Origin of the sequence: Vibrio sp. D431a (genome assembly GCF_030248655.1) — a bacterium.
GTDB lineage: Bacteria > Pseudomonadota > Gammaproteobacteria > Enterobacterales > Vibrionaceae > Vibrio > Vibrio alginolyticus.
Map to the genome: position 1 here is coordinate 16,198 of NZ_JAHGAP010000024.1, position 15,920 is coordinate 32,117.

Genomic DNA, 15,920 nt, shown 5'->3' on the forward strand with positions numbered 1-15,920 from the left:
CCGATCAGATGAAACAAATAAGGCTGCCGATTGGCAGCCTTATTTTTATTGAGGGCAGGGAAGAATCTCTAAGGTGTAACTCTCGTTTGGAGTCTGCGGCGGCCCATATAAAATTCCGCATTGAGTTAGGCTACTATTTTTACCATCTCTTGCTGAAATGACGACTTTAATGTTGTTAGTCTGAACAATTTTCCAGTCACTATCACCGTGCTGATTCTCAAGTTCCGAGACTAATAGAGCTAAGCTTGTTTCATCTGCATCTGGGTAACCGTACCTAAATGTACAGCTAAGAGAGCCATTTAACTCACAGCTTGAGAAAGGCAGACTTTCTGGGCCCTTACCTGAACCTGCGTCAGTGTGTTTATTTGATATATATGGATAATGTTCCAACCCTGCAATCGCCATTTTCCCATAACCTACGCCTAATGCTGATGCAATAGCGCCTTTCATTCCTTCCAAACGAGCTTCACGTGCATCGCTTTGAAGGTTTAAAAAGCGTGGCGCGGCAGTGACAGCAAGAATACCGAGCACGACAATAACTACGACTAACTCTATTAGAGTAAATCCCGTTTGTTTTTTCATATTATTTTCACAGCAAGTTAAAGGTAGAAAAACACTGACCGTACACTTGTTTATTGTGTAAATAAGTACGGTAATGATAAATCGATCAGTAGTATAAAGAGGTGAGTTGTAAAGTGCTATACCGACGCCGCACTAATTGACTGAATCCATTAAATGCAATGGAGAATTCACGGGTCTAATTCTGCTAGATTTTAAGAGGTCATTAATTCCGCTGAAGAAATGCTGCGTGAACAGGCGAGCATGAATCCTCTTCGATGTAAGCAAACATGTACATCAGCGGAATGAAATACAAAATGCAAATGAGGGCGAACCGCACAAATGGATTGTCTTTTTATTCACTTTGATGAATGCTACGCGGAATTCATATCGCAGTATGCCTGAGGTATTCATCATGCGAATGTGCTTTGGTTTTGTGTTTATTTTTCAAATATAAGAATAATCTAAATGGAATTCGATTCGATAAACTTCCTTGCAATAGGTTTGATATTTCTTGGCTCTTATGTCCAGACCGCAATCGGTTTTGGCTTGGCTATTGTTGCCGCACCTTTACTGATTCTTTGGGCGCCAGAATATGTTCCTGCGCCAATCTGTTTAGTCGCGTTATTTATTTCGTTGATGAATGCGATGAAGCACCGCAGTAGTGTTGAAATCGGCGGCTTAAAGATGGCGTTGATTGGGCGAGTGCCGGGATCAATTGCTGGTGGCTTGCTACTCTTTTTTGTATCTACACAAACTCTCACGCTTTGGATTGGTTTGTTGGTGCTGTTTGCAGTCTTGGTGAGTGTTTTACCGTTTCGGGGTGAGCCTACGCCTTCGCGTATGACATGTGCTGGTTTCTTTTCTGGGTTGTTTGGTACCAGTTCTGCGATTGGAGGCCCTCCGATGGCGTTATTGTTGCAGCATCAAGAAGCAAATCAGTTACGCGGCAACTTATCGGCTTTTTTTGTTTTCAGTTCGATTATTTCACTAATAGTACAAATCCCAGTGGGCTTCTTCACATTGCATCATTTGGTCATTACTATTCCTCTATTACCTGCTGCGGCGCTTGGTTACTGGCTAGCAATGAAAACTACCCAGTCGTTACCAAAAGAAAAGATTCGGTTTGGGGCACTTATGTTGTGTTTTGTGAGTGGCTTTACCGCCGTCGTACAAGCGTTGAGCCAATAATGCCATCTGCATCATAAAGTCACTGCGGGATTGCATTCCTTTTTATGTATGGCGGACTTGTTTACTTACGCCAAATTGGTCGTTTAGATGGGCGATAGTTTTATGAATAACACTCGTTATGGCACTTTTATGGCAGCATTCTCCTTTGTGATCTGGGGATTGCTACCAATTTATTATCGTTATTTACCAAATGCTTCTATGGATGAGTTGCTAGCATGGCGAATCATTGGGTCTGTACCTGTCGGGTTTCTAATTGTACTTGGGATAACCCGTCGAGGGCTGAATTGGAAAGAAATCTGGCTTGATAAAAAATCCTTGTGGTACACGTTTGTGGCGAGCAGTTTGATGTGTATTTCTTGGAGTGCGTTCACTTGGGCTTTGACCCATCATCGGGTCATCGATGCCAGCTTAGGCTTCTTTATTGGACCATTAGTATCTGTTGCGCTGGGCGTATTTATTCTTGGGGATAGGCTCTCAAAAGGCAAACTTATTGCAATAGTGTTGGCAACAATTGGTGTTATGTATCAAGTGATTCACTATGGTCAGCTACCCGTTATCGCACTAACGATGGGGTTGTTCTTTGCTTTGTATGGGCTGTACAAGAAGAAGATAAATTATGACTGGAGTACAACCTTGTTTGTTGAGGCGTTGTTACTGACTCCAGTTGCACTCGCATATTTGCTCTATAAACAATGGGCAACTGGTGAACTGGCTTCGGGCACAGATACCACAACATTGCTTTTGTATTTTGGCAGTGCACCTATCACACTTTTACCACTCGTATTTTATTCTATCGCAATACGTATAACTAATTTATCAACCGTCGGTCTAATGCAATACATCGAACCAAGCTTGCAGTTTGTGTTGGCAGTTATGTTTTTTGGCGAGTTGTTTGACGAAGTGAAAGCGGTGACCTTTGCATTTATTTGGGCAGGGCTGTTGTTCACAATTTTTGAAAGTATTATCAAAGGGCATCGGCGCAAAAAGCTGGTCAAACACCCCTTATAGTGGTTTCAATATTCTCACATATTAGCTTCTTTATTCTTATGCCCTCCATTCGAGGGCATTTTTAATGTCATGAAGCATTGGCTTTCGTTTTTTTCCGAGTAGAAATCATAACTTGAGATTATTTGACGCATTATCATAATGATACCGCTATAGTTATAGCCAAGTGACACGCTTATATAAGTGAAAACCAGATCAAGAAGGACGACATATGATCACAGCTCTGTATGCCAACATTCTCGCAATACTCATTATTTGGTTGGCTGTTCAAGTAATTAAGCAACGTCGCTTAAATCAAATTGCTTATGCCGATGGTGGGGTAGAGGCTCTACAAATTGCTCGTAGTGCCCAGAGCAATGCGACAGAATATATCCCCATCACCCTGATTTTAATGGCACTTTTAGAATTCAATAGTGCTTACCCAACATGGATACATCTCACCGGTATTATTTTTGTAATTGGTCGAGTTATTCATGCTAAAGGCATATTGAAAAAAGACTTGAAAAAGCGCATTAGAGGGATGCAGGTGACATTTCTGGTGATACTTTCATTGGTTGTGTTAAATATGATTTACCTGCCATACGATAAGTTATGGTAAGTCTGCGACGTTACATTCCACCACCTTGGGTACTCGTTCTGATTGGATTAGCACTGAATATTGGCGCGATCATCGTTACTAGCTTAGTCCTTGATAAGTTGGGTAAACAGCACTCGCAGCTCGCAGAGCAAACAGCAGAAAACTTGTATTCCATCCAACTCGCATGGAACAGTGTGGAAACCCTAGAAAGGAAAAGAGAAGCTTTACTGCTGCATGTGCACATAAGTCAGAGCGTAGCGATACCTTTAGAGCTAGAAGAGGTATTAGCAGGGCATTTATCTTCTTGGGTTCTCAACGAGTCGGATGAAATAAAAATTGATCAACTTCCTCAACTAATGTCAAAGATAAATCAGGCACAAGCTTCGTATAGAGACCGCATCGATAATTACTACATTGAGAATGTAGAGCTCAATGAGGTAATGGCAAAGCAGGATGAAAAGATCGCTTGGTACAAGAATATCGGACTCTTCTTGCAAGTATTCGGACTTGCGTTAATCCTTGCACGCGACTTAGCTAGGAAGCAATAAAAGCAAGAGCTAAAGATCAGGTTTATTGCGAAATGCCAATGGTAGTTTGCAAATTGCAATTTATTCTGTGAGCAAACAGTAGCTATTGGTTAAGTTTTAATGAAAGTGATTAAATAACAACCTGTTTTTGTGCGCTTAAAAGTTGGCACGCCTCATGCTTTAGTATGAGTGACCCTTTCTAAGCCGAGGGTCACCTAGCCAACTGACGTTGTTAGTGAACCATCTTGTTCACAAATATATACAGCCAATCACGACTCCTTGTGGTTGGCTTTTTTTTTATGCAGTCTAGAACTGTGCTTTAATCCAGATCATGCGATGGTCGGAAGATACATCCTTACCATCACCATACTTACCGATACGTGCATCGTTAAATAGTTTACGGCCTTCTTCATAAGACGCTGACCAGTACACACCAGAGTCTATTACATTCAAATTTGCTGAAGGCAAGGCATAGTCTACCCCTAAGCCAAACGTTGAAGTGATGCGATTCGGATATGGGTGAGTTGAACTGCGGTCAACAGCGTGTTCAGCTGCACCAAAGCTTGTTGGGTAAAGCTCACCATTCATCACGGTTTGGTTAACCAATGGATCGTTGTGCAGCTCTTGCATTACAGAGCTAATACCGTCACCAGCCACTGGATCAAGGTTTTGATCACCCATCATTACGAATTTAGCGCCGTTCGTTAAGCCACCTGTTTTACCCGCATCGTCGTAAAAATAGTCTTTGCCTTGAATGTAATGATGCCAAAACTCCACTTCTGCTGCGTTTTGCGCTTTGTTTTTACCGGTGTCGAATACTGGTGGAGTAGGATGAGACATCAACAAGTGTACAACTTCCTCGCCATTGCGAGTTGGAATGATGATTGGCGCGTCGACGTGATTTTTCGAAGATAGACGCACTTGATCCCATTCTTCCGCTGAGTACCATTCATCACCACACTTCATGCCGTCTGGAATCTTTTGCGAACCGTCACAGATAGTAATGGTTGGAATTTTCGCACCTTCCATATCTTTCCATTTAAATGCTTGGAATGTACGTGTGTTTGCCGTGTCAATTTTATACTTAGACATAAGGGCAAATGCATATTGACCATGGTACATGCCAAAGCCCCATGCATCACCTGGCATTTGACCTGCGGTTCCGTTGTTGTCGAGATCAAACTCACTCAACAACCCTGTATTGGTTGAATAAGATTCAGCATAAGGGTATTCAATAGGCTCAAGGTTTGCTTCACCGCCCGCGCCATCGATACTTTGCGCGACAGACAAGTAGTTCTTCTGGAATCCTTCAATGGCTGCTTTGTTTTCACCTGTTCCATCGTTGTTGTATTCCGCCATCATGAGAACATCAGGACGATTCTTTTGAATGATTGCTGCAACGTTACGAATTTGAATGACTTTTTCCGCAGTGGTTTTGTCTTCGGCTGCGATTGAACCGTCTAAATAAGAGGTGACCAACGCAGCTTGCTGCGTTGGTTCAATTTGCATTTCATCTACCAAAGTTTCGAAGGTAGCGCGGTCAAAAGAGAGGTTGTAAGTCGCTATTTTTACTTCTTTAGGCTGAACATTGACGTATTCAGTATCGTCATTACATCCAGATAGTAGAGCGGCGCCAACAAGGACAGCGATAGAGGTTTTGATTGCTTTCATGGGTACGTCATACCTTATAATTAATTCGGCTGAATATTAAAGTCATCAGTCATTGTTTTAAGCGATATTAGTCACACAAACGTTTTCATATTTACATGTTCAATTAGTTTTTGTGTGATTTGTGCAATAAATGCAACACTTTCAACACCAGAAGGTTATATGTAAATTGTTAAAAAACGGTGTCGTTATTGATGCGAAATAGAGAGTCCGCCACCGTTAAAAAGAAAAGCGTAGAATTTAAGCGTGCATGAGATGTTTGAGTTGTATGCTTATCGCCGTGTTTTATTTTTTATGTTTAAATTTCTGTATATAATAAGCAGTCAATCAGAAGTGAGGACGACCTCACCGCTCTATCTTTTCTCGGGGACGACCCCATCTCGTTGGGAAATGTGACATGGCTTGGGGAATTCTCTTCATTGCGGGCTTGTGTGAAATCGCATGGGCTGTCGGTCTTAAATATTCACAAGGGTTTACCAAATTCGGTGCTTCGGCATTCACTATTGTCTTTATGTTATTGAGCTTTTGGTTGCTTGGCATTGCGTTAAGAACCTTGCCTTTAGGCATTGCTTATGGCGTATGGGTAGGGATTGGCGCAATAGGCACGGCAGTCGTGAGTATTTATCTGTTCAATGAGCCAGCAACACTTATCAAAGCCTTAAGCTTGCTAATGATTGTCGCTGGTATCGCAGGGTTAAAAATATCAGCTTAACGTTAGGCTAAACACAAAACAGCCAGAGTCACTCTGGCTGTTTTTCTAAATGTCGTGTTTACGGTTCTGGCGAGGTATATCAAGCGTTGCGCTTAATAAAAGGTAACCGTAAGTGATGACCAAACGCATTAATTAATGCGCCTGTAACAATCAGACCGCCACCGACGTACGTCCAAATGATCGGAACCTCGCCAAAGAAAATGATGCCCAACAACACAGAAAATACGATCTGGATATACGAATAAGCGGAGGCTTTACCCGCTTGTTGAGTTTGCATCGCTTTGGTTAACCCCAATTGTCCAATTTGGGTAAAGACACCAACTAGAACCAACATGAAAGTCAGATATAGATCGGGCATTACAAAATCGTCGCCAATCAGTAAGAGTGAAGCGGGGAGAGCAACCAACGGGAAATAGAAAATGATCACTGAGCTGTCTTCTGTCTGACTCAGTTTTCTGACAATGACGTAGGCAATTGAGCTACCAAATGCGCCTAAGATCGCAATCATGACGCTAAACATTGGTAAAGCGCTATCTGAGCCTTGCCCAGTTTCTGGGCTTACCATGATATAGATGCCGAGTAAGCACAACGCAATACAAAGGAAAGTTGACGGCTGGATGCGCTCTTTCAAGAAAAATACGGCGAGTAGTGCAGTAAATACCGGATGAATATATTGGAATATCGTCGCTTCTGCCAAAGGTAAGGTGGTCACTGAATAATATACACACATCAGAGCCATCGTACCCACAGCACCGCGTGCAAATAGTAATGGCTTATTATTGCCCCATACAGAAATTCGTTTTCGCTTTACATCGAGATAACTAATGATAAGTGAAACGAGCGCTCTTGCTGCAACGATTTCAAAAACGGGGATACCGTAGTTGCCGACGTGCTTTACTGTAGCCGACATCAGAGCAAAGCCGAACGCGGAAAGCACCATAAAGCGCACACCGATGGGAATCATAGTGTTGAATGAATTGGACATTTTACTGCTCATTTGTTGCGACAGATCTCACTTTAGCATACTTAGTTAGCGATTAAATCCTCTCAACTCAAACACTTCTGTCGACAAGATGAATAAACAGTAGAATACGTAGCAATTAATCTGCCTCTCTTCAGCGTAACAATAAAAACTCGATATTTAAGGAGCTTACATGATCCCGATAAAAGCAACGCATGTTTCAGGCGTTGTCATTTCAAAAATTGATGGCATAGAAAAAATGCTGTTACTCAAACGCGTAAAAGGTGGCTATTGGTGCCATGTTGCAGGTGGTATCGAAGCGGGTGAAGCCGGGTGGCAAACCATTTTAAGAGAGTTAAAAGAAGAGACACTAATTGACCAAGTTGAGTTACATACAGCAGACTTCCTAGAGCAGTTCTACGAAGCAAAAAATAACCGTATCATGGTTATCCCATGTTTTGTGCTATTTTGTCCGCCTAACCAATCAGTTGTTCTTAACGAAGAGCATACAGAGTATCGCTGGTGTACGCTTGAAGAAGCTAAGCAGCTGGCTCCGTTTGCCAATCAGCATCACCTATATGAACATGTATGGAAACATTATGTAGATGTGGCATCACTAACGCCATTTACGCTGATCGATCAAAAGGGCTAAATGAACGGCAACGGCTTTGATTAGTTTTTATAGAGAGGTTTGTTCTCATAAAATGAAGCGTTAGGATTTGCGCTGAGCGTTCACAATAAAAAGGAATAACATCTATGGATGAAGTCACATGCCAAGAGACGTATCAAGGAAATCACTTACAGAAGCGTTTTTCCGTCTCGCAAAGGGTCTCAATTGAGCCCCTCAACACGAAACACGCGTCCGCTTTACTAGAGGTTGTGAACACTCACCGAGAGAGCCTTGAGGGCTATCTACCTTGGACGGATTCTGTCACGAATCATAGAGAGGCCGTGAACTACATTTCCCAGCGAGTGAACAGTAACGCGCTGGATTCCCACTGGTGTGCAATTTATTTTGATGAGCAGCTTACGGGTGTTATTGGCATTAAAGGTGTGGATTCACATACGCGTGTTACTGAAATTGGCTACTGGCTTGCCAACAATGGGCGAGGCCATCGTGTGATTGATCAAGTGCTCGCAGTATTGATCCCTTTTTTGAAGCAGAAAGGGCACGCACAATTCATTCAGTTCCATTGTATGGAAGATAACATCGCTAGCATCAATATTGCTGAGCGTGCAGGCGCCACATTAAAAGAATACGTTGATCATGAGTTCGATATGCTTGACCGCTCTCAACGACTAGGCATTTATGAACTACGTTTGATGTAGTATCCACCCCAGAAATATTTTAATCAGAGTTCGAACTCTAACTTCACGAGCGCTACAATAGTAACATTGTTGCGCTCGTGTTAACTTGGGGCGTCATTGGCAGAAACTAGGCTAGGAGAAGCATCATGAACGCAATCACAGAGGTTGAAGTAGATAACTTGTTACAGCAAAGCCTCGAACGCTTAAAAGCGGCATATGCAGCCGAGCCTTATCCTAGTTTGGATGAACGTAAACAGCGCCTCGTTTTGTTAAAAAAATCGCTGCTTGAGAACAAACAAGCTTTGGTTGAAGCGTTAAGTGACGATTTTGGCTATCGCTCAGAATTTGATACCGCCATGACCGACGTTTTGCCAACGGTCTCGCATATTAATTATACCCTCAAACGACTAAAAAAATGGTGCAAACCCAGCAAGCGCGAATCCGGCTTATTGCTCGCACCTTCTAAAGTCACCGTTCAGTATCAACCGTTAGGTGTCGTCGGGATCATTTCACCGTGGAACTTTCCTGTGATTTTGAGCCTTGCGCCTTTAGTGACAGCATTGGCTGCTGGCAACCGCGTGATGATGAAGCTCAGCGAATTTACGCCAAAAACCAATAAAGTCATCGTCGATATTTGCCGTGGGTTGTCTGAGTATGTCGAAGTTTTTGAGGGTGAAGCAGACGTCGCACAAGCATTCAGCCAACTGCCATTCGATCACCTTTTGTTCACGGGTTCTACGAGTGTTGGTCGCGCAGTGGCAAAAGCGGCAGCGGAAAACCTTACCCCGGTGACGTTAGAGTTGGGTGGAAAGTCCCCGGTGATCATTGCAAAAGATGCAGACATGAAGAAAGCCGTTGATGCTGTCTTGTTTGGTAAATGCATTAATGCAGGCCAGATTTGTGTCGCGCCTGACTACGCGTTTGTACCGCAAGAACGTGTCGAAGAGTTCATTTCGCTATTCTTAAAACGTTTTGAAAAGCTCTATTTAAAATCCAACAAGAATCAAAAGCTGACCCATATTGTCAACCAACGACAATATGATCGTTTGACTGCGCTACTTGAGGATGCAAAAGCGCAAGGTGCTAACCTTCACACTGTTGAGGCGTCGCCCCAAGAGGAACGACTTCTGTATCCTCATTTGGTCACGGATGTGTCGCCGAATATGCGAATCATGCAAGAGGAGATCTTCGGGCCATTTCTACCTGTTAAGCCCTACAATGCCGTTGATGAAGCGATTGACTACATTAATCAGCACCAAAGACCACTTGCGCTGTATGTTATGTCGGACGACAAATCGACCATCAAACATATTGTACGCAACACCCACAGTGGTGGCGTCGGCGTTAATGATACGGTTTTACATGTTGGCGCTGAAGATGCGCCTTTTGGTGGCGTTGGTGAATCGGGTATTGGGCATTATCACGGAGAGGAAGGATTCAGAACTTTTAGTCATGCGAAAACCATTCTTTACACACCGAAATGGTTGCCAAGAACGAGCGTATTAATGCGCCGTAGGGCTATGGCGATAAAAGCGATCCAAAAGATCTTTGTTCGATAATAATTATGATTTGATTGATAAAAAAACCGCCCGAATAGGCGGTTTTTTGTTTCTATATGCTCTGAAACGCTGGGCAGCAAAGTTCGAGAAACTTCCTTCGCGTGCTACCAACACAACAAATAAAGGCTCTTGTTGAAAGAGCCTTGTTCAGGAAATGTCGAGAGATTTTGGCAAGTTTAATGCAGAACTTCACTGCTGAATCTTAGATATCTACAGTCGTTCATCAGTTCTTTAAACGCCTTTCTGTCCAGCTTAATCAGAGTTTCATGATCGCCAGCTTCAAGGTAGACATGTTCCAAGTTTGCCAGTCTTTCATCGCAAACTGTCGACATGTGGTAAGGGCTACCAATCGGTGGAATAGCGCCGTGTTCACAATCGGTGAAGAGTCGGTAAACCATACGCTCTTTCACCAAGTGGAAGGTGGCATTAAATTCGTCGTTTAATCGCGACAAACTGATTTTGTTGTTGGCAGGTAAGACCGCCATCATATGACGCCCTTCATGATCCTCTAGAATCACACCTTTTGCGATATTCATTAAAGGCACACCTGCTGCAACACCACTTTGTAGCGAGCTATGACTGTGGCTGTGATTCACGGTTTGAAAGTGAATGTTATGCTCAGTCAAATATTCATCTAATCGGGTTGCAATCGTCATATAGCCTCCACGTGTATGAGACCCATAAAAAGTATAGGTTAGTCGGGCGACAATCGCGCATTTTACTCGGCGACACTGACGCTCTTTACGCTCCTGTTCTACGCTTATTGCAAGCCAGCGAGAAAGCATGGTTAACAATAATAAATAGGGGGCAACATGAGCAAGCCAATCATCGCTGATAACAAGCCGATCAAAGTAGAGTTGAAAGCTGGGCAAGAATATTACTTCTGCCGATGTGGGCGTTCTAAAAAACAACCTTACTGCGATGGGTCTCATTCGGGAACCGGCTTAAAGCCAATGAGCTTTAGTGCGGAAAAAGACGAAGATGCCTATCTCTGCCAATGTAAGCATACCGCCAATGCTCCTTTTTGTGATGGTACACACAAGCGATTTACCGCAGAGCAAGTCGGTAAAGAGGGACCGGAACAAAAGCGAGAGAAAAGAGACAAACCAACGGCGTCTGCTACTCAAGAAGAACCAACCCTCGAGTTTATCCACCAATTAGCGAGAGAAGGACTCTCTAAACTCGGTCATCATGGTCCGATGGCTGCAATGGGGGTTCCTAGGCATTTGCTACCACATTGGGATGCTATACAAATTATGGTGGCGCAAATGGCGACACAACCGTTGTTGGAAGACGTTCCTGTGTCTACCGAGTTGATTGTGGGACCAAACGCGCGTAAGCCGCTCAGACTCGCCATTCCTTTGTTGGTGTCGGACATGAGTTTTGGCGCACTTTCTGAAGAGGCGAAAATTGCACTAGCAAAAGGTGCAGAGTTGGCAGGGACTGGGATTTGCTCTGGTGAGGGTGGCATGTTACCGGAAGAACAAGCCGCTAATTCACGGTATTTCTATGAGCTTGCTAGTGCTCAATTTGGCTACGACGAATCTAAGCTTCTTAATGTTCAGGCGTTTCACTTTAAAGGTGGGCAAGGAGCAAAAACGGGCACGGGTGGTCATCTGCCTGCAAATAAAAATGTAGGTAAGATCGCTCAGGTGAGAGGCATCCCCGAGGGACAACCAGCGATATCACCACCAACGTTCAAAGATCTTCACACTACTCACGATTTCAGAAAGTTTGCTGACAGAGTTCGTGGCATCACAGGCGGTATTCCAATTGGATTTAAACTCAGTGCCAACCATATTGAGCAAGACATTCAGTTTGCGCTTGATGCTGGGGCTGATTACATCATCTTAGATGGTCGCGGTGGTGGCACGGGTGCGGCGCCAACTATGTTCCGTGACCATATTAGTGTGCCCACCATTCCTGCGTTAGCTCGTGCACGTAAGTACTTAGATGAAAAAGGTGCAAGTGACCGCGTCACATTAATCATCACCGGTGGGTTGCGAGTTCCTACGGATTTTGTCAAAGCGTTGGCACTTGGAGCAGACGGAGTAGCGATAGCAAACAGTGCGATGCAATCGATCGGTTGTGTCGCGGCTCGCATCTGCAACACCAATAATTGCCCGGCAGGCATTGCGACACAAAATGCCGATTTGAGGCAGCGTCTCGACGTTGAAAAGTCATCCCAGCAACTGAAAAATTTCTTCGAATCCTCGGTCGAGCTCATGAAAGTCATGGCGAGGGCTTGTGGTCATCACGCTCTGAGTGAATTTAGTCATCATGATTTAGCGACCTGGGATCACAACATGGCGAGGCTGTCTGGGATTAAGTATTCAGGTATGGACTTAAACTGATCTCTATCCATATTTTCTGCATATAGGTACATGTTTGATAACAATTATTTATTCGCTGAAATGTTTGAAATTTTGACTTGGCGTTAACTAAAAAAACAGTGTATGAACTACGCTGTTTGAGGTGGATATTCGATTTATTGAATAACAAAGAGTGGTTACCACAACCACGACACGAAGGAGCATTATATGAGCAAAGCAAACGGCGGTTCGGTAGGTAAATGTCCAGTTATGCATGGTGGGCAAACATCTACAGATAAGTCGGTGATGGATTGGTGGCCGAATGCCTTGAACTTAGACATCCTGCATCAACACGACTCCAAAACCAACCCATTTGGTCAGGACTTTAATTACAAAGAAGAACTGAAAAAGCTAGATGTCGAAGCACTTAAAAAAGATTTAAAAGATTTAATGACTGATAGCCAAGACTGGTGGCCTGCCGACTGGGGACACTACGGTGGTTTAATGATCCGAATGGCATGGCATGCAGCGGGCAGTTATCGTATTGCGGATGGCCGTGGCGGTGCTGCTACAGGCAACCAACGCTTTGCTCCTCTCAACTCTTGGCCAGATAACGCTAACCTCGATAAGGCTCGACGCCTTTTATGGCCAATCAAGAAAAAATATGGCAACAAACTAAGTTGGGCAGACCTGATTGTCCTTGCCGGTAACATGGCGTACGAATCCATGGGCTTTAAGACCTTTGGCTTTGCGTTTGGACGAGAGGACATCTGGCACCCAGAAAAAGACACTTACTGGGGGTCTGAGCAAGAATGGTTAGCCACAAGTGACGCTGATAACAGCCGCTACTCTGGTGAGCGAGATTTAGAAAACCCGCTTGCTGCGGTAATGATGGGTCTTATCTATGTGAACCCTGAAGGGGTAGACGGTAACCCAGATCCTCTCAAAACAGCACATGACATGCGAGTGACCTTTGCGCGAATGGCAATGAACGATGAAGAAACCGTCGCGCTCACAGCTGGTGGTCACACGGTGGGTAAGTGTCATGGTAATGGTGATGCCGCAAACCTTGGCCCAGAGCCCGAAGCAGCAGACGTTCATGAGCAAGGTCTTGGCTGGATTAATCACAAAACACGTGGCATTGGCCGTGACGCGGTAACGAGTGGTATTGAAGGTGCTTGGACAACACACCCTACACAATGGGATTACGGATACTTCCACCTACTATTTAAGTATGACTGGGAACTGAAAAAGAGCCCAGCCGGCGCGTGGCAATGGGAGCCCATCGACATTGAAGAACAAGACAAGCCTGTCGATGTTGAAGACGGTTCTAAGCGCTACAATCCAATCATGACCGACGCCGATATGGCGCTCAAAATGGACCCTGAATATCGTAAGATTGCAGAAAAGTTCCAAAATGACCCTGCGTACTTTGATGACGTTTTTGCTCGTGCCTGGTTTAAGTTGACACACCGCGATCTAGGACCAAAATCATGTTATTTCGGCCCTGATGTGCCAAGCGAAGATCTTATTTGGCAAGACCCAACGCCCGCAGGTAAGACAGACTACGATGTTGATTTAGTAAAAACAAAAATCGAAGCAAGTGGCCTATCCATTAGTGAGTTAGTAAGTACGGCGTGGGATAGTGCGCGTACTTACCGTGGCTCTGACCGCCGAGGCGGTGCAAATGGCGCGAGAATTCGCTTGGCTCCGCAAAAAGATTGGCAAGGGAACGAACCTGAACGTCTAAGACGTGTTCTTGCGGTGTTAGAAAAAATAGCAGCAGAAGAGGGCTGTAGTGTTGCAGATGCTATCGTGCTTGCTGGTAACGTAGGTATTGAACTGGCTGCGCGTGCCGCAGGTCATGATGTTTCCGTACCATTCGCGCCAGGCCGAGGTGATGCCACCCAAGAGATGACGGATGTGGAATCGTTCGAAGTACTTGAGCCTGTTGCTGACGGTTTCCGAAATTGGTTGAAGAAAGACTACGCGGTTAAGCCAGAAGAGCTTTTATTAGATCGTGCTCAGCTTATGGGGCTAACGGCGCCAGAAATGACGGTACTTATCGGTGGTATGCGCGTTCTAGGCAGTAACTACGGCGGTGGAAAAGAGGGCGTATTTACTGACCGAGTAGGCACTTTGTCGAATGATTTCTTCGTGAACCTTACTGACATGGCATATACGTGGAAACCAGTGAGTGCTAATCAATATGAAATCCGTGATCGTAAAACCGACGCTGTGAAGTGGACGGCTACTCGAGTGGATCTTGTCTTTGGTTCAAACTCGATCCTGCGTTCGTATGCGGAAGTGTATGCGCAAGATGATAATCAGGAAAAATTCATCCATGACTTCATCGCCGCATGGACGAAAGTCATGAACGCGGATCGTTTTGACTTGCAATAAGTGAAACGATGCCCGTCGGTAAATGGGTTGATGAATAAGTAAGAGAGGCGGGCGAAAAGCTCGCCTTTTTCTTTACCTATCTTTTTACTTTGATTGAAAGTTAAGCTCATTTGAACCATAATAACTGGACCATATGAACCATAGGAGCTTGATATGGCAACTGCAGCATTAAAAAGCTTCAAACCGAAACAACCTCATAAAGCCAATTTCTGGTTTATGTTGGGTATTGAAGACGCTGAAACAGGTCGCACTGATGCGGTTCACAAAGGCTTTGAGCCAAAGGTGTATCGCAATATTGTTGAGCGTGTGAAGCTTTCTCAGAGTGAGTTTCAAAACGTCACATTGATACCTGTTAGCACGATCAAGCGTCGTCTAAAAAACGATGAGCGCTTCAATACGCAAGAAAGTGATGCAATCTATCGATTAGCGATGTTATTGAAACTCGCGACAGAACTGTTTGACGACGAAGAGCGCGCGTTAAAATGGATGAGAGAGAATGTGTACGGCTTAGGTGGAAAACGTCCACTTGATATGGTCTCGACCACGGTGGATTTTGAAATCGTAAAAGATTTGATCGGCCGTTTAGAGCACGGGGTATTCTCGTAATATGAAGCTCTATCGTCTCACACAAAAGAAATTTGCTGACACGCCATTCAGCCCCGTTGGCGCAAAGTTGTTTGGAGGGCGATGGAACTCAAAAGGAACCGAAGCCCTCTACTTCTCTGAATCGGAATCCCTTTGCTCGTTGGAAGTATTTGTTCACGTAAACAACGATCCTGCTATCACCAAACTTTACGATTTATATCGTATTGAAATGCCAGAATACCTCATCGCCACCTTAGATGAAGAAGATCTCCCTGTGACGTGGCGGGCAATACCGGCGAGCGAGTCTACGCAGTACATTGGTGATCAGTTTCTCAATGATCCTCATCCAGAGTTTGCCGCGCTGCAAGTGCCTTCAACGATTTCACCTCGTGATAAAAACTACGTGGTGAATCCAAATCATCCCAAAATGAAAGAGATCATCAAGAAAGCCGAAAAGCTCGATTTCGCGTTTGATCCGCGCATTTTCAAATAGACGCCTAGCTTTGTCTTGCTTTAAAGCATTCAGCGCTTACCTGAGATAAGCGCTGAAGCAT

Annotated in this window: 16 protein-coding genes; 12 read left to right on the forward strand and 4 right to left on the reverse strand. The window is 44.3% G+C overall.

Features of this window, described 5'->3' with window-relative positions:
* Window positions 1-45: 45 nt before the first annotated feature.
* The gene (locus KJB35_RS19100; protein ID WP_136977162.1) at window positions 46-582 is read right to left on the reverse strand and encodes a prepilin-type N-terminal cleavage/methylation domain-containing protein; all 537 of its coding nucleotides are present in this window, start codon (window positions 580-582) and stop codon (window positions 46-48) included.
* Between the two features lie 444 nt (window positions 583-1,026).
* On the opposite strand from KJB35_RS19100, the gene KJB35_RS19105 reads away from it, so the two are divergent.
* The 4 genes from KJB35_RS19105 (at window position 1,027) to KJB35_RS19120 (ending at window position 3,879) form a co-directional block, all read left to right on the forward strand.
* On the forward strand, window positions 1,027-1,749 hold the full coding sequence (locus KJB35_RS19105) for a sulfite exporter TauE/SafE family protein (RefSeq protein WP_285356607.1): 723 nt from the start codon (window positions 1,027-1,029) through the stop codon (window positions 1,747-1,749).
* A 102-nt stretch (window positions 1,750-1,851) separates the two neighbouring features.
* Window positions 1,852-2,757, forward strand: coding sequence for an EamA family transporter RarD (gene rarD / locus KJB35_RS19110; RefSeq protein ID WP_064369681.1), 906 nt, complete (start codon window positions 1,852-1,854; stop codon window positions 2,755-2,757).
* Between the two features lie 208 nt (window positions 2,758-2,965).
* On the forward strand, window positions 2,966-3,352 hold the full coding sequence (locus KJB35_RS19115; protein ID WP_005376510.1) for an MAPEG family protein: 387 nt from the start codon (window positions 2,966-2,968) through the stop codon (window positions 3,350-3,352).
* A complete protein-coding gene (locus KJB35_RS19120; protein ID WP_213907690.1) occupies window positions 3,346-3,879 on the forward strand; it encodes a DNA mismatch repair protein in 534 nt (177 codons plus the stop codon). The genes KJB35_RS19115 and KJB35_RS19120 overlap by 7 nt, the downstream gene beginning before the upstream one ends.
* 285 nt (window positions 3,880-4,164) lie before the next feature.
* Here KJB35_RS19120 and KJB35_RS19125 read toward each other — a convergent pair whose 3' ends face one another.
* On the reverse strand, window positions 4,165-5,529 hold the full coding sequence (locus KJB35_RS19125) for an endonuclease/exonuclease/phosphatase family protein (RefSeq protein ID WP_054701772.1): 1,365 nt from the start codon (window positions 5,527-5,529) through the stop codon (window positions 4,165-4,167).
* Window positions 5,530-5,923: 394 nt separating this feature from the next.
* On the opposite strand from KJB35_RS19125, the gene KJB35_RS19130 reads away from it, so the two are divergent.
* Window positions 5,924-6,238, forward strand: a complete 315-nt coding sequence (locus KJB35_RS19130; RefSeq protein ID WP_005376506.1) for a multidrug efflux SMR transporter — start codon at window positions 5,924-5,926, stop codon at window positions 6,236-6,238.
* A gap of 79 nt (window positions 6,239-6,317) precedes the next feature.
* Here KJB35_RS19130 and KJB35_RS19135 read toward each other — a convergent pair whose 3' ends face one another.
* Entirely contained in the window at window positions 6,318-7,223 is a 906-nt protein-coding gene (locus KJB35_RS19135; protein ID WP_199266785.1) for a DMT family transporter, read from the reverse strand.
* A gap of 169 nt (window positions 7,224-7,392) precedes the next feature.
* On the opposite strand from KJB35_RS19135, the gene KJB35_RS19140 reads away from it, so the two are divergent.
* The 3 genes from KJB35_RS19140 to KJB35_RS19150 all read left to right on the forward strand — a co-directional run bounded on the left by KJB35_RS19140 (window position 7,393) and on the right by KJB35_RS19150 (window position 10,066).
* Window positions 7,393-7,851 carry an NUDIX pyrophosphatase gene (locus KJB35_RS19140; protein ID WP_005376504.1) on the forward strand — a complete coding sequence of 153 codons (459 nt, stop codon included), beginning with the start codon at window positions 7,393-7,395 and terminating at the stop codon, window positions 7,849-7,851.
* A gap of 104 nt (window positions 7,852-7,955) precedes the next feature.
* Window positions 7,956-8,528 (forward strand): GNAT family N-acetyltransferase, encoded by a 573-nt coding sequence (locus KJB35_RS19145; RefSeq protein WP_047101443.1) that lies wholly within the window; start codon window positions 7,956-7,958, stop codon window positions 8,526-8,528.
* Window positions 8,529-8,653: 125 nt separating this feature from the next.
* Window positions 8,654-10,066: a coniferyl aldehyde dehydrogenase gene (locus tag KJB35_RS19150; RefSeq protein ID WP_151515627.1), complete on the forward strand. Its 1,413-nt coding sequence runs from the start codon at window positions 8,654-8,656 to the stop codon at window positions 10,064-10,066.
* A gap of 176 nt (window positions 10,067-10,242) precedes the next feature.
* Here the strand turns inward: KJB35_RS19150 and KJB35_RS19155 are convergent, their stop codons facing one another.
* A complete protein-coding gene (locus KJB35_RS19155) occupies window positions 10,243-10,722 on the reverse strand; it encodes an aminoacyl-tRNA deacylase (protein WP_005376501.1) in 480 nt (159 codons plus the stop codon).
* A gap of 156 nt (window positions 10,723-10,878) precedes the next feature.
* Here KJB35_RS19155 and KJB35_RS19160 point away from each other — a divergent pair, with 156 nt between their 5' ends.
* From KJB35_RS19160 to KJB35_RS19175, 4 genes are all read left to right on the forward strand, one after another.
* Entirely contained in the window at window positions 10,879-12,420 is a 1,542-nt protein-coding gene (locus KJB35_RS19160; RefSeq protein WP_158159341.1) for a glutamate synthase-related protein, read from the forward strand.
* Window positions 12,421-12,606: 186 nt separating this feature from the next.
* Window positions 12,607-14,781 carry a catalase/peroxidase HPI gene (gene katG / locus KJB35_RS19165; protein ID WP_158159342.1) on the forward strand — a complete coding sequence of 725 codons (2,175 nt, stop codon included), beginning with the start codon at window positions 12,607-12,609 and terminating at the stop codon, window positions 14,779-14,781.
* Between the two features lie 153 nt (window positions 14,782-14,934).
* Complete coding sequence (locus KJB35_RS19170) at window positions 14,935-15,387, forward strand: antitoxin Xre/MbcA/ParS toxin-binding domain-containing protein (RefSeq protein ID WP_017820987.1); 453 nt, start codon at window positions 14,935-14,937, stop codon at window positions 15,385-15,387.
* A gap of 1 nt (window position 15,388) precedes the next feature.
* Window positions 15,389-15,859, forward strand: a complete 471-nt coding sequence (locus KJB35_RS19175; RefSeq protein WP_005376497.1) for an RES family NAD+ phosphorylase — start codon at window positions 15,389-15,391, stop codon at window positions 15,857-15,859.
* Window positions 15,860-15,920: the final 61 nt, after the last annotated feature.